This is a genomic window from Aliirhizobium wenxiniae (assembly GCF_014201355.1).
GTDB lineage: Bacteria > Pseudomonadota > Alphaproteobacteria > Rhizobiales > Rhizobiaceae > Neorhizobium > Neorhizobium wenxiniae.
On record NZ_JACHEG010000007.1, the window covers coordinates 175,547 to 201,565 of the forward strand.

At 57.5% G+C, this 26,019-nt stretch carries 24 protein-coding genes and 1 riboswitch; of the genes, 15 read left to right on the forward strand and 9 right to left on the reverse strand.

Annotation, left to right across the window (positions count from 1 at the left end; translation table 11 throughout):
• Positions 1-193: 193 nt before the first annotated feature.
• From HNQ72_RS23830 to HNQ72_RS23855, 6 genes are all read left to right on the forward strand, one after another.
• Positions 194-1,192, forward strand: a complete 999-nt coding sequence (locus tag HNQ72_RS23830) for a polyamine ABC transporter substrate-binding protein (RefSeq protein WP_373289485.1) — start codon at positions 194-196, stop codon at positions 1,190-1,192.
• A 176-nt stretch (positions 1,193-1,368) separates the two neighbouring features.
• Positions 1,369-2,193: an ABC transporter permease gene (locus HNQ72_RS23835; RefSeq protein WP_183826111.1), complete on the forward strand. Its 825-nt coding sequence runs from the start codon at positions 1,369-1,371 to the stop codon at positions 2,191-2,193.
• Positions 2,194-2,198: 5 nt separating this feature from the next.
• On the forward strand, positions 2,199-2,987 hold the full coding sequence (locus tag HNQ72_RS23840) for an ABC transporter permease (RefSeq protein WP_183995980.1): 789 nt from the start codon (positions 2,199-2,201) through the stop codon (positions 2,985-2,987).
• A gap of 19 nt (positions 2,988-3,006) precedes the next feature.
• The gene (locus HNQ72_RS23845) at positions 3,007-4,065 is read left to right on the forward strand and encodes an ABC transporter ATP-binding protein (RefSeq protein ID WP_183995982.1); all 1,059 of its coding nucleotides are present in this window, start codon (positions 3,007-3,009) and stop codon (positions 4,063-4,065) included.
• Between the two features lie 481 nt (positions 4,066-4,546).
• Positions 4,547-4,777, forward strand: coding sequence for a type II toxin-antitoxin system CcdA family antitoxin (locus HNQ72_RS23850; protein WP_183995984.1), 231 nt, complete (start codon positions 4,547-4,549; stop codon positions 4,775-4,777).
• Positions 4,777-5,076, forward strand: a complete 300-nt coding sequence (locus HNQ72_RS23855; protein WP_183995986.1) for a CcdB family protein — start codon at positions 4,777-4,779, stop codon at positions 5,074-5,076. Before HNQ72_RS23850 ends, HNQ72_RS23855 begins: the two co-directional genes overlap by 1 nt.
• A 100-nt stretch (positions 5,077-5,176) precedes the next feature.
• On the opposite strand, the gene HNQ72_RS23860 is transcribed toward HNQ72_RS23855, so the two are convergent.
• The gene (locus HNQ72_RS23860; RefSeq protein ID WP_183995988.1) at positions 5,177-6,076 is read right to left on the reverse strand and encodes a LysR family transcriptional regulator; all 900 of its coding nucleotides are present in this window, start codon (positions 6,074-6,076) and stop codon (positions 5,177-5,179) included.
• Between the two features lie 146 nt (positions 6,077-6,222).
• Between HNQ72_RS23860 and HNQ72_RS23865 the strand changes: the two genes are divergently transcribed.
• The 3 genes from HNQ72_RS23865 to HNQ72_RS23875 all read left to right on the forward strand — a co-directional run bounded on the left by HNQ72_RS23865 (position 6,223) and on the right by HNQ72_RS23875 (position 8,234).
• Positions 6,223-6,996 (forward strand): type 1 glutamine amidotransferase domain-containing protein, encoded by a 774-nt coding sequence (locus tag HNQ72_RS23865; protein WP_183995990.1) that lies wholly within the window; start codon positions 6,223-6,225, stop codon positions 6,994-6,996.
• 498 nt (positions 6,997-7,494) lie between these two features.
• Positions 7,495-7,701 carry a hypothetical protein gene (locus tag HNQ72_RS23870; protein ID WP_183995992.1) on the forward strand — a complete coding sequence of 69 codons (207 nt, stop codon included), beginning with the start codon at positions 7,495-7,497 and terminating at the stop codon, positions 7,699-7,701.
• Between the two features lie 89 nt (positions 7,702-7,790).
• Positions 7,791-8,234, forward strand: a complete 444-nt coding sequence (locus tag HNQ72_RS23875; protein WP_183995994.1) for a hypothetical protein — start codon at positions 7,791-7,793, stop codon at positions 8,232-8,234.
• A 151-nt stretch (positions 8,235-8,385) separates the two neighbouring features.
• Here the strand turns inward: HNQ72_RS23875 and nrdF are convergent, their stop codons facing one another.
• From nrdF to HNQ72_RS23900, 5 genes are all read right to left on the reverse strand, one after another.
• Positions 8,386-9,369, reverse strand: coding sequence for a class 1b ribonucleoside-diphosphate reductase subunit beta (gene nrdF / locus HNQ72_RS23880; protein WP_183995996.1), 984 nt, complete (start codon positions 9,367-9,369; stop codon positions 8,386-8,388).
• Between the two features lie 14 nt (positions 9,370-9,383).
• The gene (gene nrdE, locus HNQ72_RS23885) at positions 9,384-11,537 is read right to left on the reverse strand and encodes a class 1b ribonucleoside-diphosphate reductase subunit alpha (RefSeq protein WP_183995998.1); all 2,154 of its coding nucleotides are present in this window, start codon (positions 11,535-11,537) and stop codon (positions 9,384-9,386) included.
• Complete coding sequence (nrdI, locus tag HNQ72_RS23890) at positions 11,525-11,920, reverse strand: class Ib ribonucleoside-diphosphate reductase assembly flavoprotein NrdI (RefSeq protein ID WP_183996000.1); 396 nt, start codon at positions 11,918-11,920, stop codon at positions 11,525-11,527. The genes nrdE and nrdI overlap by 13 nt, the downstream gene beginning before the upstream one ends.
• Positions 11,921-11,924: 4 nt before the next feature.
• Positions 11,925-12,158 carry a glutaredoxin-like protein NrdH gene (gene nrdH / locus HNQ72_RS23895; RefSeq protein ID WP_183996002.1) on the reverse strand — a complete coding sequence of 78 codons (234 nt, stop codon included), beginning with the start codon at positions 12,156-12,158 and terminating at the stop codon, positions 11,925-11,927.
• Positions 12,159-12,405: 247 nt separating this feature from the next.
• A riboswitch (cobalamin riboswitch) is annotated at positions 12,406-12,624 on the reverse strand.
• Positions 12,625-12,911: 287 nt separating this feature from the next.
• On the reverse strand, positions 12,912-14,876 hold the full coding sequence (locus HNQ72_RS23900; RefSeq protein WP_244654507.1) for a putative bifunctional diguanylate cyclase/phosphodiesterase: 1,965 nt from the start codon (positions 14,874-14,876) through the stop codon (positions 12,912-12,914).
• A gap of 240 nt (positions 14,877-15,116) precedes the next feature.
• On the opposite strand from HNQ72_RS23900, the gene HNQ72_RS23905 reads away from it, so the two are divergent.
• The 5 genes from HNQ72_RS23905 to ftsZ all read left to right on the forward strand — a co-directional run bounded on the left by HNQ72_RS23905 (position 15,117) and on the right by ftsZ (position 20,686).
• Positions 15,117-15,485 (forward strand): ADP-ribosylation/crystallin J1, encoded by a 369-nt coding sequence (locus HNQ72_RS23905; protein ID WP_183996004.1) that lies wholly within the window; start codon positions 15,117-15,119, stop codon positions 15,483-15,485.
• Positions 15,486-16,102: 617 nt separating this feature from the next.
• Positions 16,103-16,747: a hypothetical protein gene (locus HNQ72_RS23910; RefSeq protein ID WP_183996006.1), complete on the forward strand. Its 645-nt coding sequence runs from the start codon at positions 16,103-16,105 to the stop codon at positions 16,745-16,747.
• A gap of 1,271 nt (positions 16,748-18,018) precedes the next feature.
• Positions 18,019-18,954 (forward strand): 2-dehydro-3-deoxygalactonokinase, encoded by a 936-nt coding sequence (locus HNQ72_RS23915; protein WP_183996008.1) that lies wholly within the window; start codon positions 18,019-18,021, stop codon positions 18,952-18,954.
• 11 nt (positions 18,955-18,965) lie between these two features.
• Positions 18,966-19,589, forward strand: a complete 624-nt coding sequence (locus tag HNQ72_RS23920) for a 2-dehydro-3-deoxy-6-phosphogalactonate aldolase (RefSeq protein ID WP_183996010.1) — start codon at positions 18,966-18,968, stop codon at positions 19,587-19,589.
• Positions 19,590-19,705: 116 nt separating this feature from the next.
• Entirely contained in the window at positions 19,706-20,686 is a 981-nt protein-coding gene (ftsZ, locus tag HNQ72_RS23925; protein WP_373289484.1) for a cell division protein FtsZ, read from the forward strand.
• Positions 20,687-21,026: 340 nt separating this feature from the next.
• On the opposite strand, the gene HNQ72_RS23930 is transcribed toward ftsZ, so the two are convergent.
• Genes HNQ72_RS23930 through HNQ72_RS23940 form a run of 3 tightly spaced genes read right to left on the reverse strand, consistent with a single transcriptional unit; the run spans position 21,027 to position 24,721 of the window.
• Positions 21,027-22,661 (reverse strand): GMC family oxidoreductase, encoded by a 1,635-nt coding sequence (locus HNQ72_RS23930; RefSeq protein WP_183996012.1) that lies wholly within the window; start codon positions 22,659-22,661, stop codon positions 21,027-21,029.
• 14 nt (positions 22,662-22,675) lie between these two features.
• Positions 22,676-23,203: a sugar dehydrogenase complex small subunit gene (locus tag HNQ72_RS23935; protein WP_183996014.1), complete on the reverse strand. Its 528-nt coding sequence runs from the start codon at positions 23,201-23,203 to the stop codon at positions 22,676-22,678.
• A 51-nt stretch (positions 23,204-23,254) separates the two neighbouring features.
• Positions 23,255-24,721 carry a c-type cytochrome gene (locus tag HNQ72_RS23940; RefSeq protein ID WP_183996016.1) on the reverse strand — a complete coding sequence of 489 codons (1,467 nt, stop codon included), beginning with the start codon at positions 24,719-24,721 and terminating at the stop codon, positions 23,255-23,257.
• Positions 24,722-25,011: 290 nt separating this feature from the next.
• Between HNQ72_RS23940 and HNQ72_RS23945 the strand changes: the two genes are divergently transcribed.
• A complete protein-coding gene (locus HNQ72_RS23945) occupies positions 25,012-25,941 on the forward strand; it encodes a LysR family transcriptional regulator (protein WP_183996018.1) in 930 nt (309 codons plus the stop codon).
• Positions 25,942-26,019: the final 78 nt, after the last annotated feature.

Here is a 26,019-nt window from a genome sequence, read left to right on the forward strand (position 1 = left end):
CTCCTGCCGACAAAAACCGCAGTAAATGCGCCTTGAAAAAAGTGGACTGCCCGCCAAACAGGCTTGCGAGCCGATCGCTCAAAAAATAGAATTGCCCCCAAAGTCCGGGGGGTATTCCCGGTCAACCGGTTTTCCGAAAGGTCTTCGTCCCGTGAACGTCTCCCGTCTTCTTCGCGCGTCGGCTGTCGCCGTCATCGCCTCCCTCGCCGGCGCGTCCGCCGCCAGCGCCCAGTCGAAGACCCTCACCATTTCCTGGTGGGGCTATAACGGCGAGAAGATGAACGCCAATATCATCGAGCCTTTCAAGAAGATCTGTGGCTGCGACATCGTTTTCGAGACCGGCAACAATGCCGACCGCTTGAACAAGCTGCGCCTGCGCGACGGCAAGGGTGTCGACGTCATTTATCTCTCCGACAGTTTCTCGCAGCTTGGCATCGAACAGGGCCAGTTCCTTGAAATCGACCCCGCCAAGATCCCGAACCTTGCGGAAATCTACGAACTCGGCCGCCAGCCACAGGGCAAGTATGGCCCGGCCTACACGATCGGCCGCGTCGGCATCGTCTACGACAGTGCCAAGGTCAATCCGCCGATCACCTCGTGGAACGATCTGTGGCGCGCCGATCTCGAAAAGTCGATCTCGCTGCCGGGCATCACCACCACGGCCGGCCCGATGGTCGTGCTGCAGGCTGGCAAGCATGGCGGCACGGATGCGTTCGAGGATAGCGAAGCGGCCTTCTCCGCGATCGAGGAACTGAAGCCGAACGTCGTGAAGAACTACAATACCGGTTCCGAACTGGTGAACCTCATCTCCACCGGCGAAGTGCGCGTCGCGATCGCCCAGGACTTCACCCTTGCCTCGATGCAGGCTGCGGTCCCGACCATGACTTGGGCAAAGCTTTCCGACGGCGATATCGCCACCGTCAACACGGTCAATATCCCGAAGGGCTCGGAAAACGTCGAACTCGCCTACCAGTTCATCAACTTCGTGCTGTCGAAGGAAGTCCAGCAGAAGGAAGCCGAACAGGGTGTCGACGCTCCGATCAACACCAAGGTCGAGCTGACGCCGGAACAGGCAAAAATGTGGACCTACGGCGCCGAACAGGTCAACAGCCTGTCGCGTATCGACTATGCCAAGATGAATGAGGCCAAGACCGACTGGATCGACCAGTGGAACGAGCTGTTCGCGCAGTAAGCTCGGCGTAAAATTGCCCCTCACCCTAACCCTCTCGCCGCTTGCGGGGAGAGGGAACGTGCTCTACTCGACGTTTAAATGTGGCAGAACGGATGCGACACCCGCCCTTCTCCCCGCCTGCGGGGAGAAGGTGCCGGCAGGCGGATGAGGGGCCGAGCGAAATCGAGACGAAACTTATGAACAAATTCGCCAAATGGGGACTGACGCTGCCGGCGACGATTGCGGTCGTGCTGCTGCTCGTCATTCCCGTGGTCCTCACCATCGCCACCACATTCGGCGAGCCGAAGGGCGTATTTTCCACCTATACCGCCTTTTTCAACAGTGGCTTCCGCACCAACATCCTTTACCGGACGCTCAGGATCGCGCTGATCACCACGGCGATATCGCTCGTCATCGGCTTCCTGACGGCTTACGTCATCGCCCAGATGCCCGGCCGGCTGAAATCGATCGCCATCATCGCCGCCGTCTTCCCGCTACTGACCGGCGTCGTGGTACGCTCGTTTGCCTGGCTGATCATTCTCGGCAAGAACGGCATCCTCAACAGCTCGCTTCTGTCGCTCGGCATCATCTCCGAACCGCTGTCGATGCTCTATACCGAAGGTTCGGTCATCGTCGCGATGGTCTATCTCTTCGTGCCGCTGATGATCCTGACGCTGACCGGCGTACTCGAAGGCATTCCGCGTGACGTGGTGGAAGCCTCCGCCTCGCTCGGCGCAAAGCCTATCGCCACCTTCTTCCAGGTCATCCTGCCGCTCGCGGTCCCCGGCCTCATCGTCGGCGCGGTGCTTGTCTTCACCGGCAGCTTCACCTCCTACGCCACCCCGCAGCTTCTGGGCGGCGAACAGATGATGATGATGGGAACACTTCTCTACCAGCGCGCCATGGTCACCTTCGACTGGGTTGGCGCTTCCACCATCGCGGCAATCATGGTGGTCATCACCATTGCCATCGTTTCGATCATGAGCCGCATCGCGCGGCGTCTCAACCCGATGGCGGTGTAAGTTCCATGACAGCCCGTATCCACCCGCTTCTCGGAGCCCTCGCCATACTGGTCTTCCTGTTCCTGCTCGCGCCGCTGGTCATCATCATCGGCGCCTCGCTCAGCAACACGACCTATCTCACCTTCCCGCCGCAGGGTCTGACGCTGCGCTGGTTTGCCAATATTTTCGAGATCTCGGCATTCCGCAACACGGCGCTCACCAGCTTCCAGGTGGCGATCCTCGGCACCGGCCTGTCGCTGCTGATCGGTATTCCGGCAGCCTATGCACTGAACCGCTACCGTATCGGCCTGCCGAAATGGCTCGGCACCCTGTTCGTCCTGCCGATCCTCGTGCCGGAAATCGTCTTCGGTTTCTCGCTTTTGAAATCGGTCACGATCGGCATGGGCCTGCCGGTCTATCCGAGCCTGATCATCGGCCATGCGCTGCTCGTGCTGCCCTATTCGGTGCGCGTCGTCGGCGCTTCGCTCGCCTCCTTCGACTTTTCGGTCGAGGAAGCCGCCATCAGCCTCGGTTGCCCGCCGCTCAAAACCTTCTTCACGGTGGTGCTGCCGAATATTCGCGCCGGCGTCATTGCAGCCTTCATTCTCGCCTTCATCACCTCGATCAACGACGTGTCGATCTCGGTCTTCCTCACCGGTCCCGGCATTTCCACCCTGCCGATCCAGATTCTGGCCCATATGGAACAGTTCTTCGATCCGACCATCGCTTCCGTGTCCGTGCTCCTGATGCTCGTCACCGTCGGCGTCATGGCCATCGTCGAGATGACCCTCGGCCTCACCTTCCTGACCAAATAGACAAGAACGCCCCGATCCCATGACCGTATCGCTGACCATCGAAAACCTCTCCGCCCATTACGGCCAGACCCAGGTCCTGAAAGACCTGTCGATCTCGGTCGCGGCCGGCGAACTCGTCTCGCTTCTCGGCTCGTCCGGCTGCGGCAAGACCACGACGCTGCGCATCGTCGCCGGTTTCCTGCAGCCAACCTCGGGCAATGTGAAGCTCGGCGATCGCGACCTCACGACCCTTCCCGCCCATGCCCGCGATATCGGCCTGGTGTTCCAGAACTACGCGCTCTTCCCGCATCTCACCGTGCAGGAAAACGTCGCCTTCGGCCTGAAGCAGCGCGGCATCTCTTCCGCTGACCGGGCCAAGCGCGCAACCGCCATGCTGGAGCGCGTCGGCCTTGCAAACCTTGCCGACCGCCTGCCCGGTGCACTCTCCGGCGGCCAGAAGCAGCGTGTCGCGCTTGCCCGCGCGCTCGTCATCGAGCCGCCGCTGTTGATGTTCGACGAGCCGCTCTCCAACCTCGACGCCAAGCTGCGTGTCGACATGCGCGTCGAAATCCGCCAGCTGCAGAAGGCGAACGGCACGACCTCGCTCTACGTCACCCACGACCAGGAAGAGGCGTTTTCGATCTCTGACCGCGTGGCGATCATGAATGCCGGCCGCATCATGCAGCTCGATACGCCGGAAGTGCTCTATCAGAAGCCGGCCAACGCCTTCGTCGCCCGTTTCGTCGGTTTCGAAAACCTGATCCCGATGAAGACCGTCGCCCGTGATGGTGCGATCGTGACAGTGGAAGCCGCCGGCGGCGCAAGGCTGCATCTGTCGCAGGATGTGTTCGGCCCGATCAAGGACGATTTCGTGCTTGCCACCCGCCCGGATGGCCTGGTTGTCCGCCAAGAGGGGGAAGGCATTCCGACCACGCTCGGCACCCGCACCTATCTCGGCCGCGCGTACCAGTACAAATGTGAGACGGCCGCCGGCGAGATCACCGCGAACGGCGCCCTTTCGGAGCTGTTCGAACCCGGCGCCAAAGCTGTTCTCGTCCCAGTACCGGAGCAGTGCTGCATTCTCGCTCCCGAGAAATAGGCCGTCCTTCGCGCTCTGATTGAAACTGCGCCGCGCAAGCTTCGGTCAATATCGTTGTCCCTTGCCTTCACGCAGATGGAGGCATCTGGATACCATTCAGGCTTCCGCCTCGTGGTTCCTGCATAAAAAGGGAGAAAACATGGTCTACGAGTGGGATGCTCGAAAGGCGCGCCGGGCACGGCTCGTCAGGACTGCGATCGTTTGCCTTGCGATCACGATTGCATTTCTGCCGCTGTCCTACATCACCCTGGGGTGAATGTGGCGCTTATTGCAACTGCGTCACCTGTTTGGGTGACGATTTGCTTATGTTACTATGCTGTCATAAAGGCGGAGTTACCTGAGCTCCGATCTGACTTTCCAGCCTTTCGCCCCTCGCCCAACCAGCGAGGGGCTTTTTCGTTTGGCGACATCAGGCTGAAATGACCACGCGTTGCATCAAGAAAATATGCGCATATAATCTGCGTATATTCTGGAGGTTCTTATGCCGACATCCGCACGCAAAGCCGCCAACCTCTCGCTCGACAGCACGCTTCTCGCCCAGGCGCGCGAGCTGGATATCAATCTCTCGCGTGCCGCCGAAGACGGCATCGCCAAAGCCGTCAAGGCCGAGCGCGAACGTCGCTGGCTGGAAGAAAATGCCGAAGCGATCCGGGTCTACAACGAATATATCGAGAAGAACGGTCTGCCACTCGAAGAATATCGCACGTTCTGATGACCCGGTTCCATATCCACAAGCTCAAGGGCCGTGATGGCTTTATCATGGATCTGCAGGCTGATCTTCTCGACTCCATAGAGACCCGTGTTGTCGCGCCCCTTGTTCCTGTCGCCCAGATTGGACCTGTATTCGTTAAATTGAGTCCTCGTGTCGAGATAGACGGGCAAGCTTATTACATCCTCATCCCTTCGATGGCCTCGGTACCGAAACGGCTCATCGGCGAGTCCGTCCTTGATCTCTCCCACCACTCGGCCGAAATCACCGCAGCCACCGACTTTCTGTTCCAGGGCTTTTGAGAGGCCGCGCCGCGGGTAAACTCTCTCCTGCGTCAAGGAAGGCGACCAGAGCAACCGGATCAAGGCTCTCCGATAAAATTCGTAAAATCAATGACTTGTACTATTTTCGGAGCTGTGAGCAGGCATCAATAAACGCTCGCAACTTCGGCTGACTTTGCGCTGCCTTGGTAAAATACAGAAAGAGACCGTCGCTGCCGGGTGAGTAATCGAGCAAAGCGGGTTCGAGCAGACCACGGGCGAGTTCGCGGGAGGTGTGAAACGTGGACGAATATATGAGGCCGAGACCCTGACAGGCGAACTGGCGCATGAGTTCCCCATCATTCACAGTCATTGGCCCATTAGGTTCCAGACGGACGGTTTGCCCCTGGTCGAGAAACTCCCACCTGTAGATATCCCCCTTTTCCGGGCGTCGAAATCGAATGCACCGGTGTTGGGAAAGTTCGCCAGGTGTTTTTGGTCTCCCCTGTGCCTCGAAATACTCCGGAGAACCGAAAACGGCCCAGTTGAACGGTGGCGACAGCCTGATCGCGATCATTTCCTGCGGCACATAGGATCCGAGCAGGATACCCGCATCATACCCTTGAGCAACAAAATCGTGATGCTGATTGCTGACAGTTATGTCGACATTCACCAGCGGCCAGGCTTTCCGAAACACGGGCATGACCGGCTCCAGGATGTGCGGAATTGCAAGCCTTTCCACGATGAGCCGAAGCGTGCCGGAGGGCTCGCTTGAAGATTGAAGCGTCTCCTCGAAGCTTGCCTCAATCAAATGAGCGGCGGGCGCTACTTTTGCCAGGAGTCCCTCACCTGCTTCAGTCAGCGATATTTTTCTTGTCGTGCGATGAAATAGAGGAGTTGAAAGCCTGCGCTCCAGCTTCTGCAGCGCCTGGCTGATCGCTCCCGGCGTCACGCCAAGCTCCAAGGCTGCCCTCCGAATACTCCTGTGTTTTGCAATCGTCAGAAATTCAGACAGTCCGTCGAATGCATCATTACGCGTCATCTCATCTATCCAATCACATCGTTTTCAGAAGCATCCGTAGAACGCGATAACGCAGTTTCGCTAAACAATTCATATAGAACAAACGCGCTTATGTTTTCAATCAAAGTTGGACATATCACGGGGTGTCAACAACTTGAGGAACGGATATGTCCCTTTTAAACCACGTCGCTAGCATCTGCGTCGCGCTCGCCACCATTGTCGCGTTGCCTGGGAACTCTTTCGCCCAGACGACCGAAACCGCGAAGAAGAAAATTCTCATTGTTGTGTCCAGCCTGGACAAGAAAACACCCGAACTCGTCGGTGGCTACTGGTTCCCGGAGCTGACACATCCGGTGGAAGTGTTCGATGAGGCGGGCGTCGATTTCGATATCGCAAGCCCCAAGGGCGGGCTTTCCCCTTTCGATGGGTTCGACCTGAAGGATCCCGCAACACTCGCATTCTGGACCAACCCGGATCACCGCAACAAGATCGCCAACTCGATCAAGCTTTCTGATGTCGACGCCTCGCAATATGCGGCTGTCCAGCTTGTCGGCGGTCATGGTCCGATGTGGGACTTTACCGACGATACCGACCTACAGGATATTGTCAGGAAGATTTACGAGAGCAACGGCATCGTCAGCGCTGTATGCCATGGTCCGGCAGGCCTTCTGAACGTCAAGCTGAGCAATGGCCAAAGCCTGATCAAGGGGCGCAATCTCACAGGTTTTACTGCCGAAGAGGAAGCTTTTCGCCAGTATGACAAGATCGTCCCTTTCGAGCTCGAGGGCGCGCTGAAAGCCGCAGGTGCAACTTTCGAAGAGGCACCGATTTTCGAGAATAAGGTCGTTGTCGATGGTCGCCTCATCACCGGCCAGAACCCAGCATCGGCGAAGGCTTTCGCCGAGGCCATCGTGAAGGCACTCGAGACCAAGACGCAGTAATCCGAAACTGCCCGAGATGTCACGTCTCCTGCTTTAAAGACGTGACATCAACGCCTGTGAAATATTCGTCGGTTCAGGAATGCGCCACGGATTTATCTGCACGGCAAACAAATCGAGACTGCCTGCAAATCCGATGATGTTGTCTCGTGGCCTTTGTTCGCAACATCTGAAGGCGATGAGGCACCGCAGCAATCAATCCATCGTTGTCGTTCGTCGCAACCGTTGTTGCGTTTGAAGCGCCTCAAAACGCAAGTTCTCCAACAGGTTGCTGGAACCTGGACCGGCCCCAATGAGCGAAGGAACCAAGGTGGCATTTTCGGGATTTCAGATTTTCGTTGGAGCGGCTTTGGCGTTCATCGTGAGCATAGGGTGGCTTGTGCATTGCTGAAACATTCGCCAGTTGGCGTCTCCGGCAAACTCGGGGCGGTTCACATCGCCTGACCAGCAGACGCCGGATCAGGCCTACATCAATGCGCTTTCACCGATGATGGTGGCGAGATGATCGAGGCAGAAATCCACTTGGCGAAATGCCCGGAAGTGTTCAGACAAGCCGTGCCGCCTCCCACCGTTGCAAGCTCTGTTGAGGCGGAAAACGAGACTTCGGTTATGTATCGGATCTTTAGTGATGTGCGGGTTATGCCGGTTCCGCTTGCCAATATGTCCGTAAAGGATTTGATAAGGCTTTTCCCTCAGGCAGGGGCATGATCAGAACAAATAGATTACGATTGCGACGGTATTTTCAGCGTTTGACCCTAGCCTGTGCCTGGGCTGCATCCTTAAACGCCGGAAGTGCGATGGCGGAACCTGTCAGCATGACGGCGGATAAGCTTCTCGACATCTGTGCGTCAATGGACGCGCGGATCGCAAGCCAAAGAGGCGACGCGCTTGGTTGGCATAAGTTGACTGTTGAAGAGACAGAAGATTGGATCAGCACATATATCACCTATGATGCCCAGTCGGTTGAGATGGTCGGCTGGCAGAATACCGAAGGTGGGCAGCGCGAATCCCTTTTATTTTGGGCAACTACCCGCTCAAACGGGCTGAAGACCTGTTCCTATTCATCGTCAAATGTCGGAGATCTGCTCGACAATCTGACAGAACGATTAGGCTCCCCTCACAGCCTCGACAGGGACGACACCAAGAAGAACATCACGGCCAGGTGGGTGCGGAACGATGTCGAATATTCTTTCGTCCAGCTTCGTTCGTCAGTGATTGTGACCATAGGGCCCGCTCGCTGATACAGAAAGTGCGCCGGGTAAATTCTCGAGCGAGATTCAAAGCCCATTGCATTTGATCAAAGTGCGTCTCTCGAGTTAATCGACGTTTTCCTCGCACATTGAACCAGCAACATTGACGGCAACAATGCGCCACTAGCGGACATTGATGACCTCAAAAATCCCAGTCCTCATCTTCCGTGGCAACGGCCTTGCCGATGACATAGGATGACCCTGATCCAGAGAAGAAATCATGGTTCTCATCAGCGTTGGGAGATAGCGCGGAGAGGATTGCCGGGTTCACCTTGCAGGCCTCGGCTGGGAACAAGGCTTCATAGCCAAGATTCATCAGCGCCTTGTTGGCGTTGTAATGCAGGAACTTTTTCACGTCCTCGGTTAGACCGACCCCGTCATACAGTGCCTCGGTATATTTCGCCTCGTTATCGTAAAGTTCGAGCAGGAAGTCGAAAGCGAAATCCTTGATCTCCTGGCGCTTCGCCTCAGGTAGGAGTTTGACGGCGCGCTGGAACTTGTAACCGATGTAATAGCCATGCACGGCCTCGTCGCGGATGATAAGGCGAATGAGATCGGCCGTGTTGGTGAGCCTCGCACGGCTTGACCAGTACATCGGCAGATAGAAGCCGGAATAGAACAGGAAGCTTTCGAGGAAGACGGACGCAACCTTCTTCTTCAGTGGATCGCCTGATGCATATTGCTCCATGATAAGCGCCGATTTCCTCTGCAGGAACTCGTTCTCCTCCGACCAACGATAGGCATCGTCGACATCCGGTGTCGAGCAAAGCGTCGAGAAAATCGAGGAATAGGAGCGTGCATGCACCGCCTCCATAAAGGAGACATTGGATAGCACCGCCTCTTCATGCGGAGTGACCGCATCTTCCATCAGCCGCACCGCGCCGACACCGTTCTGGATCGTATCGAGCAAGGTCAACCCGGTGAATACCCGGATGGTCAGCTGCTGCTCGTTCGGTTTCAACGCCGCCCAGGATGGAATGTCGTTGGAGAGCGGTACCTTCTCCGGCAGCCAGAAATTGCTGGTCAGCCGGTTCCAGACTTCGAGGTCCTTGTCGTCCTCGATGCGGTTCCAGTTGATGGCGCGGATTGCGGATACGGTTTTCGGATTTTTTACCTGGATGTTCATGTCGGTCACCGGATTTAAAGAGCACAGGATACGCAGCCCTGCACTTCCGTGCCGGTCAGCGCCATCTGGCGAAGGCGGATGTAGTAGATGGTCTTGATGCCCTTCTTCCACGCGTAGATTTGCGCGCGGTTGATGTCGCGGGTCGTGGCGGTATCGCGGAAGAACAGCGTCAGCGACAGGCCCTGGTCGACATGCTGCGTGGCCGCCGCATAGGTGTCGATGATCTTTTCCGGGCCGATCTCGTAGGCATCCTGGTAATAATCGAGATTGTCGTTGGTCATGAAGGCAGCGGGATAATAGACGCGGCCGATCTTGCCTTCCTTGCGGATCTCGATCTTCGATACGATCGGGTGGATCGAGGAGGTCGAGTGGTTGATGTAGGAGATTGATCCGGTCGGCGGCACGGCCTGCAGATTCTGGTTATAAAGCCCACCCTGCATGACGGCGGCCTTCAGCCCAGTCCAATCCTCCTGTGTCGGAATATGAATGCCGGCAGCTTCAAAAAGCTCTGCGACACGTTCGGTTGAAGGCAGCCATTCGGTCTCGATGTATTTGTCGAAATATTCGCCGGTGGCGTATTTCGAATTCTCGAAACCCTTGAAGCTTTTGCCCTTTTCGACAGCGATACGGTTCGAAGCGCGCACGGCGTGATAGGCCACGGTGTAAAAATAGATATTGGTGAAATCGATGCCTTCGTCCGAGCCGTAGAAGATGCGTTCGCGGGCAAGATAACCGTGCAGGTTCATCTGGCCGAGGCCGATCGCATGGCTGTCGTCATTGCCCTTGGCGATCGACGGCACGGATTTGATGTTGCTCATCTCGGAAACAGCCGTCAGCGCCCGGATCGACGTTTCGATCGTCTGGCCGAAATCGGTGCTGTCCATCGCGGCGGCGATGTTGAGAGAGCCGAGATTGCAGGAAATGTCCTTGCCCATATGCTTGTAGGAAAGGTCGTCGTTGAACTCGCTTGCGTCACTCACCTGCAGGATTTCCGAGCAGAGATTGCTCATGGTGATGCGCCCGGCGATCGGATTGGCACGGTTCACCGTGTCCTCAAACATGATGTAGGGGTAACCGCTTTCGAACTGGATTTCGGCGATCACCTGGAAGAACTCGCGCGCCTTGATCTTCTTCTTGCGGATACGGCCATCCTCGACCATTTCCTGGTATTTTTCGGTCACCGAAATTTCCGTGAACGGTACGCCGTAGACGCGCTCCACATCGTGCGGTGAGAACAGGTACATGTCCTCGTTGTTGCGGGCGAGCTCGAAGGTGATGTCGGGAATGACCACGCCGAGCGACAACGTCTTGATCCTGATCTTCTCGTCAGCATTTTCCCGCTTGGTATCGAGAAAACGCATGATGTCGGGATGATGGGCGTGCAGGTAAACGGCTCCTGCTCCCTGACGCGCACCGAGCTGGTTGGCATAGGAAAAACTGTCTTCCAGAAGCTTCATGACCGGGATGACGCCGGAGGACTGATTTTCGATCTGCTTGATCGGCGCGCCCATTTCGCGAAGATTGGTCAGCGAAAGCGCCACGCCGCCGCCACGCTTGGACAGTTGCAGCGCCGAATTGATGGAGCGGCCGATGCTCTCCATGTTGTCTTCCACACGCAGAAGGAAGCAGGACACGAGTTCGCCGCGTTGCTTCTTCCCGGCATTGAGGAAGGTCGGTGTCGCAGGCTGGAAACGTCCGGAAATGATCTCGTCCACGAGATCACGGGCAAGCTTCTCATCGCCACGGGCCAGCGCCAGCGCCACCATGCAGACACGGTCCTCGTAGCGCTCAAGGTAACGTTTTCCGTCAAACGTCTTCAGCGTGTAGCTGGTGTAATATTTGAAGGCACCGAGGAAGGTCGGGAAGCGAAACTTCTTGTCATAGGCATGACCGAAGAGGTCGCGGACGAAATTGAACGAATACTGGTCCAGAACCTCCTGCTCGTAATAGCCTTCGACCACGAGGTAATCGAGCTTCTCGCGCAGGTTATGGAAGAACACCGTGTTCTGGTTCACATGCTGGAGAAAATATTGCTTGGCCGCCTGCCGGTCGCGGTCGAGCTGGATTTTGCCGTCTTCGTCATAGAGGTTCAGCATGGCGTTCAGCGCATGATAGTCCAGCGCGGCTTCGGCGCTTTTCTTCGGCTTGTCGAGCACTAGCGTGTCCAAAATCGTTCCAATCCGTGTCTGACGTTGTCGACATCCTCCGGCGTGCCGAGAAGCTCGAACCTATAGAGGAACGGCACTTGGCACTTGGCGGATATGATGTCTCCGGCAATGCCATAGGCCGCGCCGAAATTGGTGTTGCCCGCGGCGATCACGCCGCGGATGTGGCTGCGGTTATTCGCATCGTTGAGGAAGCGGATAACCTGTTTCGGAACGGCCCCCTTCGCTTCACCACCGCCATAGGACGGAACGATCAGAACGAAGGGATTTTCGGCGTGCAATGTCTCGTCGCTGCTGATCGGAATGCGCCGAGCCATCAGCTTCAGCTTTTCAACGAACCGCCGCGTGTTTTCCGACTTGCTCGAAAAATAGACGATCTCGCCCATGATCTCAGGCGTGTGCTGCCGCCAGACCGCTGATCATGTCCGGACGAAACCCGGCCCAGTGCTGTTCTCCTGCGATCACGACGGGAACCTGACGATAGCCGAGACCCTGCACGAGCTCGTAGGCTTCGATATCGGCGGAAACGTCAACGACCGTGTAGTTAATGCCCTGGCGATCCAGGGCGCGGGTGGTCGCAGTGCATTGAACGCAGGCAGGCTTGCTGTAGACGGTGATGGTCATGGTTTTCCTCGTGTCGGAAGGCGTGCGAAAGCGATCGGACAGCCGCCGATGTCCGGGCAAAAATGATGGGAAATGAAGGCAGGCGTTGGCGATTGCCGGGCGTTTATCTGCCCGTCATTCGCGCTGACGTGTATCGAAACTCAAGATCATAAGACTTCACCCCGAAGTGGCTCATGCGGGAAATCAGGGGAAGCGCACGCACGGCAACATCCCGCACGCATACGCGACCTTCCGGACACCCCGCCCGTGGACGTTTTCGTTTGAGGCAGGTCTCCTGGCTCGCGGGTCGTCGCATCCATCTCACCTTCCCGAAACCAGATGGTTTCAGTGGTTACCGAGCGGATGCTCGTCGCTCACAGTTGCGGGGGCAGCTTCGGCATTGTTCCGCCTGTCATAGGCATCACGCACCGTATTCCCGTCTTAGCTTCCGACGCGAATCGGAAGAACCTCGAACACTAGATATAGTAGACGACATGAAATTTCCGTCAACGACTATGATGTTCGAGTTTCGGAAAGTCTGGGGATTGTTTGGTGCAGATATCAATGGCCGTGCAGGACCGACGCTCGCGCCAAGTATAGCAACATCAAAATGGGGCCGACTGCCAAACTGCAGACTCGTACCGCTGGTGCGATAAAGAGGATGTTTGGAAGATTGTCGCGTTCAGGCGGCAAACTGCGAGCTTGGCCAGTATGCCGTCGCTAACCACGACCTGCCGCCGACGATCGACGGGCCACCTCGTGTAAAGGGGGCCGTCAGACCGCAATCCTGCGGTTAGCGCCACTGGCTTCGGCTGCGAACTTTGCGGCCTCGTGTTCCAGCAGTGGTGGAGCGAACAGATAGCCCTGAACACTTGTCCCGCCCAATGCTGTGAGAGCCGCGAGTTCTTCTTCAGTTTCGACACCCTCGATCACGCAATCCAACCCCATGTCTGCACTTAGTGCCAGCAGAGATTTCACGATCTTATAGCTGGACGGCCGCAAATGCAGATCCTTGACGAAGCTGCGATCAATCTTGAACTTTGTCAGCGGCAAGGCGTGAAGGCGCGTGAGGCTTGAGTATCCGGTTCCGAAATCATCAAGCGAGATCCCGCATCCCAGTCTTCGAAGGGTCTCGACGGATTGCGTGACCTGTTCAAAATCGTGGGCGAAAGCCGTTTCGGTAATTTCGAGATCAAGGCGCGTTGGATCAAAGCCACTTCTCTGAATGATGCCCACCAGCATTAAGACGCTGTCGTTGGAGTTCAAGTCGTGGGCAGACAGGTTGAACGACAGGCGCAGAGATGGTCCCCACAGCGAGGCCGCGGCCAACGCCTTCCGGAGGAGCGGCTTCGTAAGTGAGCCGACGATTCCCGCTCGTTCTGCGATAGGGATGAAGCAGGCTGGAGAGATTTTGCCAAGCTGAGGGCTATCCCAGCGTGCCAGAGCTTCAAAACCTATCGTCTGTGGGCCACGGACATCGATAATCGGTTGGAAGACCACTGACAGCTCGTTTTCGAGATCGGCCTGCTTCAGTGCACTTTCTATCTTCGCTTCGAAATTGATTTGATATTCATGATCAGAGTCGAACAACACCGCGCCACCGCGCTGCCTCTTCTTGGCGTGGTATAGCGCATAATCGGCGCGCTCGAAAAGCTGCTCGCAGTTCAGAGCAAGCTCGGGAAACACTGCGATCCCCATTGAGGCCGAGATATGCACCGTACCTTCCGGTAAACGGTAGGGCTCCCTCAGCTTGGCCGCGATGGCGTTGGCATTTATTACTAACTGTGTATTTTCCGGTGGCAGAGGAGCGATGATGGCGAATTCGTCACCACCTAGTCTGAAAGCCGTGCTGGCTGTCAAAGTGGTTGATAGGCGTGCGGCAACCTCGGCCAGGAGACGATCACCAACCGAATGGCCGTAAAGGTCGTTGACGGGCTTGAAACCGTCGAGATCCATGACGCCAAGAGCCAACCGTACTCCATTAGCTTGCGCTCTCGCCAGTTCGGTCTCCAGTTCTGCAAAAAACGCACGCCGATTGCCCAGTCTGGTCAAGCTATCGAGGTTGGCGAGCTTGAAGTTCTCGCAACTCAGTGCCTCGCTTTGCTGTTTCGACACCACCATGCTTTCGAAGTTTCGGTAGTTTGTCAGAAGTATGGACATCATGCCGGTGCAAACGAGCAAGACGTTGATCGCAATGGCAACAAATGTTGGCTGTGCCGTCGAGGCGAAGAAAGCGATAAACGCGCCATTGACGATGAGTGTCACGATAAAGGCCGCCGAACGCACATACATCAGGCAGAAGATGCAAGAGATGACGGTAATGGCCATGTAGAAGGCGACATGCGAGCGGGTATAGGCATCGCCATATGGGATCAGCGCGAAAGACCAGAGTGTGAAAGCCACGGCAATGCCGCCCGCAAGCCGATTGGTGCGCAGGAGTGCAGCATGCGCAAGTTCTGGAGATGGATCTGAATTTTTGGTTCGTAACCAGAAGATCACTCTTAGCAGGCAGCCGCCCGTAAGCAGCGACGGTACACCAAGCGTCAACCACGCGGGCGCGATCCGCATGTGCGTCATAGCAAGCGCCCAGGTGCTAGAGAGCAGGATGAAATACATCATCGGCATTTGTCGCGTGAAGGCCCGATATTGAGCTTTGAGAAGCTCAGGATTCTCCTTTTGCACCGACATGAAGTTCCGGATACCGCGCCACGCAATGTGTGTATTCATAAGTTCGCCCATCAACTGATGAGCGGCTCCTAACATACGCATCATTACAATCGCGCAAATTAGCACGGTTAATCAAACTTGCAGGAGGCCGGTGCCACCTTGCCCACCCGTTACGGGATCCGAGGTCCAGGTGCATTGATCCAATGACCGCATTGGGCCGAAAGCCGTCACGGCAGGAATGCGCCAACAGCGAACTTTCCGGACGCGTCGAATCCCGTATAAAGCAATTTGAGCAATTTCGCGGAGATGGCGATGGAGACTGTAACGCTGTGGCGGCCTGTGGGTCCGGTCGAGCTGAATTTGATGAAGCAGAGTGGTATGAAGGCGTTTCCACCTCGGCTGCCTGATCAACCCATTTTCTATCCTGTTCTTTCTGAAGATTATGCCATTCGGATCGCAAGGGATTGGAATGTCAGCCGGGATGGCGCTGGTTATGTGACGCGCTTCGAAGTCCTGACGGCGTTCCTGACTGCCTACGCTCCGCAACATGCGGGCGGCCGAGCGTTGAGGGAATACTGGATACCGGCTGAAGACCTTGAGAGTTTCAACAAAGCCATTGTTGGTGAAATCGTTGTGACCAAGACGTTCGAACAAAATCCGAATGGCGTCGACCACAACTGATGAAAGTCGACTTGGGGCCGAAAGCGGACCCCACCGCCCTGACATCCTTCACTAGGGGACGATGAAGTCAACGCGCTCCGCGCCGATGTAAAAATCGGAGGAGCGAACCTGTTCAACTGTACGCTCTGTATCGCCTAGGCAGTCAAAGTCGACAAACGTGATGCCGCCTTCAACCGTGATCGCTATTCCAAAAGAAATCACGCTTTGGGTTGATTTGGTGCGCTGCTCGATTCTAAATTCACGAGCATTGTGGAAGTCGATCCGGCAAGATCTCCATGTCGGCTCGTCTGCATCGTCGTCCTGGCATGTCAGCGTGATTTGGATATGCGGAAGAGTGCGCTCCGCATAGTCTACCGATATTGCTCCGAGAACTGAGTCATTGAAGTGGTCAAACCGGCAAAGTACGTCGGATGTCGAGTACGGGATTAGCATTCGGGCGCCTGTCTAAAGATGAACTTGATCAGAGCAGCACAATCCTGTGGCGCCTGCAACCAAGTGATTGAACACCCGCACCCTAACATCTTCGTCGTGACGGTTTGACCGCTTTGCGCCACAAGCGGACATCATATAACCCATGGTAGCGCGTAAACATTCTCGCGAGCTATCGAAAGGTCAATATGCCCAAAGAGGCTGCAGTCATCTCGCTCAAAGAGAGCTTGAGTTCTCACAATATTGAACTCTTCAAATTTGGCACGCCGCTCCTGTCCATCGCAGAGCGGCTTGGGCCACCGAAACGCTGGATAACCAATGCATTCGATCAGCCGGTACCCTTGTATTGGCTCTATCCTGGTGGTCTCGAACTGTCTTTCGAACCAGAGCCGCCCTACGTGTTGACAGCATACAAGCTTTCTCCAGTGGGTGCCCATAAAGGAAGGACAACAAACTTTAGCTACTATGTTCGTATGCGCAACGATTTTCCCATGCTTGAGACTTCGGTTTCGGGCTTCTTGCGAAGTGGTTTATGGGACTTAGAAAGGGTGAAAGTCGGCATCTGCGCCGAACCAAATTATCCCGTTCTTGATATTTGTATCGGATGCCTACGGATACCTTTCCTCATGAGTTCTGAAAACGAGGAGGCACTTGAAGATCAAATCTCCGACTGCGGAAATGATCTAAAAAGGAGGATCGCCTTACTTGATCCGGCTTGTGATTTCTTCGGAGCCTACTTTTCACTTGAAGACGTGGAAGCTGAACGGTTCCCGAGAGATGGCTGGACGACGATTAGCGGTGAAGAATACCTTCGCCAGCTTGACTTAGCGTGACAAGCGTCCACTTCGGTCGGGCCGCTTGTTGTCATCGAGCTCGATAATCTCGCGGCCAATGCAGCGGAACGGCCCTGTTTGTCGTCATATCCACGGCCTTCGAAGCGTTCTCTTCAACAAAGCGCAGCGCCTCTTTCAGAGTTGCCGGGTACTGCACACCAAGCCGATAGTACGGAAAGACGTTTGAAATCAGGAATGATGCCACCGCCCACCCCTTCGTGTCATCTGCAGATCGTGGACGGAAATCTGAGCCAGCCCTATAGGTCATACCAGAGCATCGTGGACACGTTTTCTGCGTCGCATCGGCGGGGCACTTGAAAACCCGCTTGCAGTCCAGACAAGCATATTTGGTAAGCGAGACTTTCATTTGGATACCGTAAAGTAGGTGGCCGATAATTGCTCAACGATCACCTTCGCACAACTGCGGAACGACTGCTTTGGGCCGATACCGGTCATCGCGGGCAACTGCTGCCCAAGACCCAGCAAAACGAGATGCCGGCTAAACGTTCCGAAAGACGGTCTCCTTGAGATCCGGCACAAGGCCGGGGATGATTTCCAACTTCCATGCAATCATTTCAATATCTTGGACAAAATTTCATCCCCTCCCTCGCGCCCCGTGCCTACAATCTCCCCGTTCCGTCACGGATACACCGGCAGTCGTGTCGGCGAGGCGGGACCGGCGCTGGTGGTGAAGGGAGGACGTGAACCGTCACCACCGGGGTCTGCGGAAAATGGTCTCCCTCCGGCGACACGGGGGAAGCGGCAAGGTTTTCGGACCGGCCTGCCGCTTCTGATGCCCGAACGGCGCGTCGGACGTGCCTGTGCGGCACACATGGTGGCCTCAAGGATGGTTTCGCCGGGCGTTCAAGTCCGCTCGTGAAAGCGGGAATCCCGGCGGCGGCGACATGGAGGGTTGGCGATAAGTCGTTTCGCCCGTTTTCCATCAAGCCAGACGAACATCATCCGGCAAGGCAACGGCAGAGGGACCGAAGTCGCGGATAAAAACTGCCGAACGGGGCGCTGAGAGGTGTCACCTATAAACTAAACTCAAGAGGCAGCTTTCAGCGCCCCGACCGACTTCTGGCCCAGGCCAGCGATAAAAATCCGATGATCGCCAAGGGCTTATTCCGTTTTGGAAACCATACCGAAAATCAGGCGTCCATCCTGTCCACATCACACCAATAAGTATGACTTTATTGACGATTGTTCTCGACAGCCGCACCGCCCCCGCGCTATCGAAGGGCGCAATAAATCTCGGGAGGAAATCCGAAATGCCTAAGCCTGTGTCGATCATCCTTGACTGGGGCACGAGCTCGCTGCGCGCAGCGCTCGTGTCGGAAACGGGCGAAACGCTCGACACTCGAGACACGACGAGCGGCGGCATCCAGTTCGTTAAGGACGGCGCTTTTGAGGCTGCGCTGATGGAAACCGTCGGCAGCTGGTTTGCCTCCCACGGCCCGCTTCCGGTGATCGCCTCCGGCATGATCACCAGCCGCAACGGCTGGATCGAAGTGCCTTATGTCGATGCACCTGCCGGGGTTGCGGAACTTGCCGCCGGCACGAAACAACTGACGCTTGAGAACGGCGCAACCGTCACCTTCCTGCCCGGCATGCGAGATCCGGCGGCAAAGCCGTTTCCGGACGTCATGCGCGGCGAGGAAACCCAGATCGTCGGTTTCGGTCTGGACAAGGATTGCACCGTCGTCCTGCCTGGCACCCACAGCAAATGGGCACGCGTCGAGGGAGGCCGCATCGCCGGTTTCCAGACCTACGCGACGGGCGAAGTCTTTTCGCTTCTCACCAAACATTCCTTCATCGCCAAGGCGCTGGAACCTGCCCCCGGAGCCGAACCAGTCTGGTCTGCCTTCGATCTCGGCGCAGAGTTTGCAGCAAGTGACGCCCGCGCCGCCGATGCCTTTCTGTCCGCCGTCTTTTCCGCCCGTACAGGCGTGCTCGCTGGCGTCCTGAAGGCCGAAGATATCGGCGACTACGTCTCCGGCCTCGTCATCGGTTCCGAATTCCGCCAGGCCCGCGCCGCCGGCTGGCTCGTTCCCGGCGAGGCGATCGGCATTGTCGGCAACAACGTGCTGAACAGCCGCTACGGCCGTGTCGCCCCGCTCTTTAATCTCACCGTTATCCCGAGCCCGGCAGATGCCGCCAAGCGCGGCGTGCAGCGGATCGCCGGCCAATTGCAATTGACGAAATAAGGACGTTTCCCATGAACCTCCACGACGCGCTGAAAGAATGCAACCTGATCGCCATCCTCCGCGGCATCAAGCCGGAAGAGGTCGAGGCCGTCGGCGAAACGCTGATCGAAGCCGGCTGGCGCATTCTGGAAGTGCCGCTCAATTCGCCCGATCCGCTGAAGAGCATCGAGAAATTGCAGAAGCGCTTTGGCGACAAGGCGCTGATCGGCGCCGGCACCGTGCTGACGCCTGCCCAGGTTGCCGATGTCGCCGCCACCGGCTCGAAGGTCATCATCTCGCCGAACGCCAACCTGTCGGTCATCGAGGCGAGCGTCGCCAAGGGCATGGTCAGCCTGCCCGGTGTCGCCACCCCGACGGAAGCCTTTGCCGCGATCGGCGCAGGCGCGACCGGCGTCAAGGCCTTCCCGGCCGAAGCCATTCCGCCTTATGTCATCAAGGCCTGGAAGGCCGTTCTGCCGAAGGACATTCCGGTTCTGGCCGTCGGCGGCGTGACGCCCGATAACATGAAGGCTTTCGTTGATGCAGGTGCCGCCGGTTTCGGCATCGGCGGTTCGCTCTACAAGCCCGGCGACAGCGCTGAGGCGGTCGGCGCGAAGGCAAAGCAGTTCATCGAGGCCATGCGCGCCATCAGATAGTCGTTTCACCTCTCGCTTCCTTCTAGCTTCCGACGCAATCGGCAGATAATTTGACTGCCGATTCGTCGTCCCTGAGAGACGACAGGAAGATTTGAAGGAGCCTAAGGTTGACGGATATGAAAAGCGGCCTGGTTGAACTGAAACCGCAGATCACCGTCATCGGTGTCGGTGGTGGCGGTGGCAACGCCATCAACAACATGATCGAAGAGGAACTCCGCGGTGTGGAGTTCGTCGCGGCAAACACCGATGCACAGGTTCTGGCGACCTCCAAGGCGTCGCGCCGCATCCAGCTCGGCGCCCAGATCACCGAAGGTCTCGGCGCGGGTTCGCTGCCCGATATCGGCCGCGCTGCAGCTGAAGAATCCATCGACGAGATCATGGATCATCTTGCCGGTTCGCATATGTGCTTTGTCACCGCCGGCATGGGCGGCGGTACCGGCACGGGTGCGGCACCTGCGATCGCCCGCGCCGCGCGCGCCGCCGGCATCCTCACCGTCGCTGTCGTCACGAAACCCTTCACCTTCGAAGGCCAGCGGCGCATGAAGACGGCCGAAGCGGGTATCCTGGAATTGCGCGATGCGGCCGATACCGTCATCGTCATTCCGAACCAGAACCTCTTCCGCATCGCCGACGCCAAGACCAGCTTTGCCGACGCCTTCATGATCGCCGACCGCGTGCTTTTTTCCGGTGTCGGCTGCATCACCGACCTGATCGTCAAGGAAGGCCTGATCAACCTCGACTTCGCCGACGTGAAATCGGTCATGCGCGGCATGGGCCGCGCGATGATGGGCACCGGCGAAGCTTCGGGCGACAATCGTGCGCTGGCAGCGGCGGAACTGGCGATTGCCAATCCGCTTCTCGACGACATCTCCATGCGGGGCGCCAAGGGTGTGCTGATCTCGATCTCCGGCGGTTCGGACATGACCCTGTTCGAAGTCGACGAAGCGGCAAGCCGCATCCGCGACGAGGTTGAGGCGGATGCCGATATCGTCGTCGGCGCGATCTTCGACCGCAATCTCGACGGAAAATTCCGGGTTTCGGTGGTTGCGACCGGTCTCGACGGCGATCGCGGACCAGCACCGCATCCGGCCGGCTGAAGAAACAGCCTTCGTGACGTCCCCAGACGTCACGCCCGTGTTATTGTCTTACACCGAACAGATCGATCATCTGTTCGGTGTTTTGTTTTGCGGCGCTCCGCCCGGTGGCTTCAGCCCGTCGAAGGAGGTCAGTAAATATTAAAATATTCTAATTCTTCCTGTGGCTGAAGCCAGAAAGACACTTCAACCAAACATGACTGTGAATTACAAAATCTTCATTTGACGCTGCAGCGTCAAATATTCACCGTTTACTCCAGCCGCCATGATGGCGGTTAGAGGCCCGCACGATGTCATCATGTCATCGTGCGGGCTTCGTCCTCTGACCGCCTTCCAGCGCAGGTCAGATTTCCTTGATCAGCTGCTCTGCAATACGAACGCTGAGTGCCGCACCCGTCAGTGTCGGGTTCATGCAGGATGCGGAAGGCATGACGCTGGTGCCGGCGATGAACATGTTCGGATGGTCATGCGTGCGGCAATCGCGGTCGACGACCGAATCCGTCGGATCGTCGCCCATGCGCGTCGTGCCCATCACGTGCTGGCGGTTCTGCCATTTGACGTCGGTCGACAGGACTTCGGCATCCAGCAGTTCGGCGATCTTGTTCAGGTCCTGCAGGCCACGGTCACGGCCGGCATTCCAGTAGTCGGTGACCGAATAATAGAGAACCGGAACCGGGATACCGAGCGCATCGAACTTGGTCTTCGAAGGCGTGACGCGGTTTTCCGCCAGCGGCAGCGGTTCGAAATCGATCGCCCAGTTGAGCGAACGGGCCGAATATTTGCGGATCTGCTCGTCCAGCTTGGAGCCGAGAATGCCCTTCTTGATGAAACCCTCGGTCATCTGCTGGGTCGGCACGGTATTGCGCACCTTGATCTTGTAGCTCGGATAATCCTTGCGGAATTCGCCGTCACGCTGGTTGAGATAGACTAGAAGTTCCGTCGGGCCTTCACCCGGCCACATGTCTTCCTTGGTCAGCATGTTCATGCTGATACCGGTATGGTCCATCAGGTTGCGGCCAACCTGGTCGGAGGAGTTGGCGATGCCGTTCGGATACTTTTCCGAGGTGGAGATCAGCAGAAGCTTGGCGCTCTCGATGCCGTAGGCAGCAAGCACGAAATACTTTGCGGTCAGGCGATGTTCGGAATTATCGGGCTTCTTGTACCAGATCGCCACGATCTTGCCGTCGTCGCCGGCTTCGATCCTGTAGACCGGCGAATTGTCGAGCAGCTTGGCGCCATGACGTTCGGCCTCGTCGATATGCATCGAGCCGTCATATTTGGCGCCGATCGGACAGACCGGATTGCAATTGTTGTTGCCGGCGCAGACCGGGCGGTTGCCATAGGGACGCGAGGCGCGGCCATGCGGTTCGAGCACCGGATTGAAGCCGCCGACCGAGAGCTTTTCCGCCAGCGTGTCGAACATGTAGCTGGTGTTGAGCTGCTTCATCGGGAAGGGCATCGAGCGCGGCGGCATCGGTCCGCCACCCTGACCGCTCTCGTCCTGGCCGTCCGTACCGGTGACGCCGAGTTCCAGTTCGGCCTTGTTGTAATACTGCTCCAGATCGTCGTAACCGATCGGCCAGTCGCGGCCGCGGCCGTAGAGTGACTGGAGCTTGAAATCGTTCGGGATCATCCGCCACAGAGCCGAACCGAAATGCCAGGTCGTGCCGCCGACGACGCGCAGATAGGAGGTGTTGTACTTCACCGGCCCTTCATATTGCAGGTAGTCGCCATAGGTGGATGGCGCCCAAGGCATGCTCGGGAAGGGCGAACCCGCACCTTGCAGCTTGGCATTGGCAAGCGACAGCTTTACCGGCGCATTACGATAGGTCTCGACGATCTCGCGGCGATTGACGCGCGGACCGGCCTCCAGAACGATCACCTTCTTGCCGGCCTTGGCGAGATTGGCGGCAACGATGCCGCCCATGACGCCCGAGCCGATAACGATCAGGTCCGCATCATAGGATGTGTTAGCCATTGTCTTTGTTCCTGTCAGATCTTGCTACCGGGCTTAGGTCCCCAGGCATTCGGGCCGGGACCATAGGACGGGACGGTAAGGAGGCCCTTGGTCGGGCGGTACATGAGCGAATCCGCGTAGGTGATCAGCTCCGCGTCTTCCGGCTCGCCGACAACACCGAGATACCAGGCGGAAACCACTTTGGTGGCGGTCTTCATCAGCGCCGGATCGGTACCGGTCAGCGCCAGAAAGCCGTCCATGTTCGGCACGCCGGATTGCTTGATAAGCCCTGAGAGTGCCGCAAGGCTGGCATCGAGATCGGCATCGCGCTTCTTCAGTGCCGCAAGGAAGCGGGCGCCGAGAACCGGGTCGAGCGTATATCCGGTCAGGAATTCCGACAGCTGGGTGAACGAAGCGACACTGTCGTCGGCGGCAAAGGCCGAGACCGGGCCGGCGAAGCTGGCGGCAAGGGCCAGACCGCCGAGGGCGGCTGTGCCCCGCAGCAGGCTGCGACGGGAAAGAGCTTGGCCGAGAACGGCCGGGGAAGAAGGATCAAAAGGCATCAGGATCTCCGGTGGAGCGTTCAATGCTGAAAGATGAAAGCGATACGAGGCTCAGCCGAGCGCCGGGCGCGAACGACGGCGGCGCGACAACAGCCAGACGATTACGGCAAGCACGATGACGGCGGCGGCGATTGCAGCAGGTGCCGCCAGCGGCGCCAGTTTGACGATCAGAGGCTTCTCGCCACCATCGCGGATGCGTGCCACATCGGCGACTGTGACCTTGACCGACGGGTTGCCGTAATTTGTCAGAACATAGTTGCTGACATCGGCAATATCCTTGTCGGACAAGCGATCCGTGTAGGACGCGTCGGCGCCGAAGGCCGGCATGAAGGCGACGTGATCGCCAACCTTACGGTGCAAGCCGTAGAGGATGGTCGAGACGAGATTGTCGGGACGGTCCTCGCCGGTCGCGGTGTTGTGGAACAGCGACGGATAATGATCGTTGCCCTGCCCTTCAACCTGGTGGCAGGCGGCACAGCTGCCGCTGAAGATGTGATATCCGTTTTCTTCCGGCGACTGGCCGGGAAGGCCGCGCAGCGAAGCTTCGACGACGGCCGAAGCCTTGCCGAGATCGGCACGCGAGGTCTTCTCAGCCGACCCGATCGCCGGAACGTCCTTGAGATAGGTGACGATCGCCTTAAGGTCGTTGTCGGAAAGATGCTGCAGGCTGTTTTCGACGGCTTCCGCCATCGGGCCGGCGGCCTGCGCCTTGCCGGGGACATTGCCGGTCTTGAAATACTGGATCAGCTGATCGTCGGACCAGCCGCCGATACCGGCATGTTTGTCTGAGGTGATGTTGGGCGCATACCACGAACCGACCGAACCACCGGCAAGCGCCTGGCTTGCATCTTCGGCCATGAAGGCGTTGCGCGGCGTATGGCAAGTGGCGCAATGTTCCAGCGCGTCAGCGAGATAAGCGCCGCGGTTCCATTCGGCGGACTTGGCCGGATTGGGCTGGAAGCGCGTCTTGTCGAGGAAGAGCAGGTTCCAGACCGCCATGGAGGTGCGGATCGAGAAGGGGAAAGGCAGCTCGGTCTTCTGCGGCTTGTGATCGTCCGGCTTCACTTCGTTCATGAAGTAAGCGTAAAGCGCCTTCATGTCGTCATCGGTGATCTTGGCATAGGCAGTGTAAGGCATTGCCGGATAGAGATGGCTGCCATCCTTGGCGACCCCTTCACGCACCGCGCGCGAAAAATCCTCTTCGCTGTAATTGCCGATCCCGTCCTGCTTCGACGGCGTGATATTGGTCGAGAAGATCTTGCCGAGCGGCGTGTCGATACCGTAGCCGCCGGCAAAGGGCGTGCCGCCATGCGGCGCGGTATGACAGGCGGCACAGTCGGCTGCCGTCGCAAGATAACGACCGCGCGCCACGAGATCGGACGCATCGTCTGCGAAGCTCGCGCCGGCCGATGCGACCAGCGCGGAAAGACAGAGAATGGCGGGGCGGAGCGAGGCGGAAATCGGCGCAAACAAAGTGCTGCCGAAAGACGTACCGGGCGAGACAGGAGGCTTAGGCATATATCCCCGTGCTTTCATCAAGCATGAACAATCGATATCGGTTCCAGACATGCCTCCCACACGCAGGGCCGATTTTCATCGCCGCAAACCGGGGTGGCACATCGAGAAAATGCCACTCGTATTGAAGCAATTCTTGAACAAAAAAGCTTGATTAACGGGTTCAGGATTAAACCTGAGGCGTGTCGATGTGTCGCGGTGCGACTTGATCTGTGTCATAGCGCCGCAAAAGATGGCTTGTGTAGTCAGTTTGTCGTACAAACAGCCTTCACCAAATGTGAAAGCTCCGTGTCATGAAATTCGACCTTACAGATCTCAGGATATTTCTCTCGGCCGTCGAGGGCGGAAGCCTTACCGCAGCGGCCCAGCAGAACAATGTCGTGGTGGCTGCGGTCAGCGCGCGGTTGCGCAAGATGGAGGAGTCTTTCGGGCTTCCGCTCGTGGAGCGGACCGGACGAGGCATCAAGCCGACCCTGGCCGGCGACATTCTGGTCGGCCATGCGCGCAAGGTACTTGATGATACGAGAAAGCTCGAAGTGGAACTCGATGCCTTTTCGGAAGGGCGTGGCGGCACGATCCGCCTTCTGTCGAACACCAACATGCTTTCCGAGCATATGCCTCAACTGCTGGGATCATTCCTGCGGCAGAACCCGGACATATTCGTCACCGTCACGGACAAGCCCAGTCTCGAAGTGGTCAACCTGCTGAGAAACGGTGAGGCCGATATCGGCATTGTCGCATCATCGGCCGACATGACCGGTCTCGAGCGCTGGCGCTTCGTGCCGGACAGGCTGGTGCTGATCGTTCCTCACGACTGGGCTCTGGAAGGACCGGTTGCCTATGCGCGAATTCTGGATCATCCGCTGATCGCGTTGAGCACGACGGTCGCCCTGTCGCAATTCCTGCGGCGGCTGGCCACCGAGCTTGGCAGACGAGCGAATATCCGCATCCGGGTCGAGAACTTCGAGTCCCTTTGCCGAATCGTAGAATGCGGTGCAGGCCTTGGAATCGTGCCGGAAAGTGCTGCCCGGCGGTATGGCCGTGACATGGGTTTTCGGACGCTTGAGATTGCCGACGGCTGGGCGGAACGCGAACTGTATGTCTGCGTGAGAAATCAGCAACAGCTTCCCCTCTACGCGCAGAAACTGCTGCTGCATTTTCAGACCTATGCCGAGGAAGCGAAAAATGCGGCTTTTTGCGAGGACGTAATCATTAAAGTTTGAAACATTGTCGCAGATTTGACCATCGTCAGTTTCGATCAAAATCCGGAATGACAGTAGTTCATTTCGATGCAAGAAACC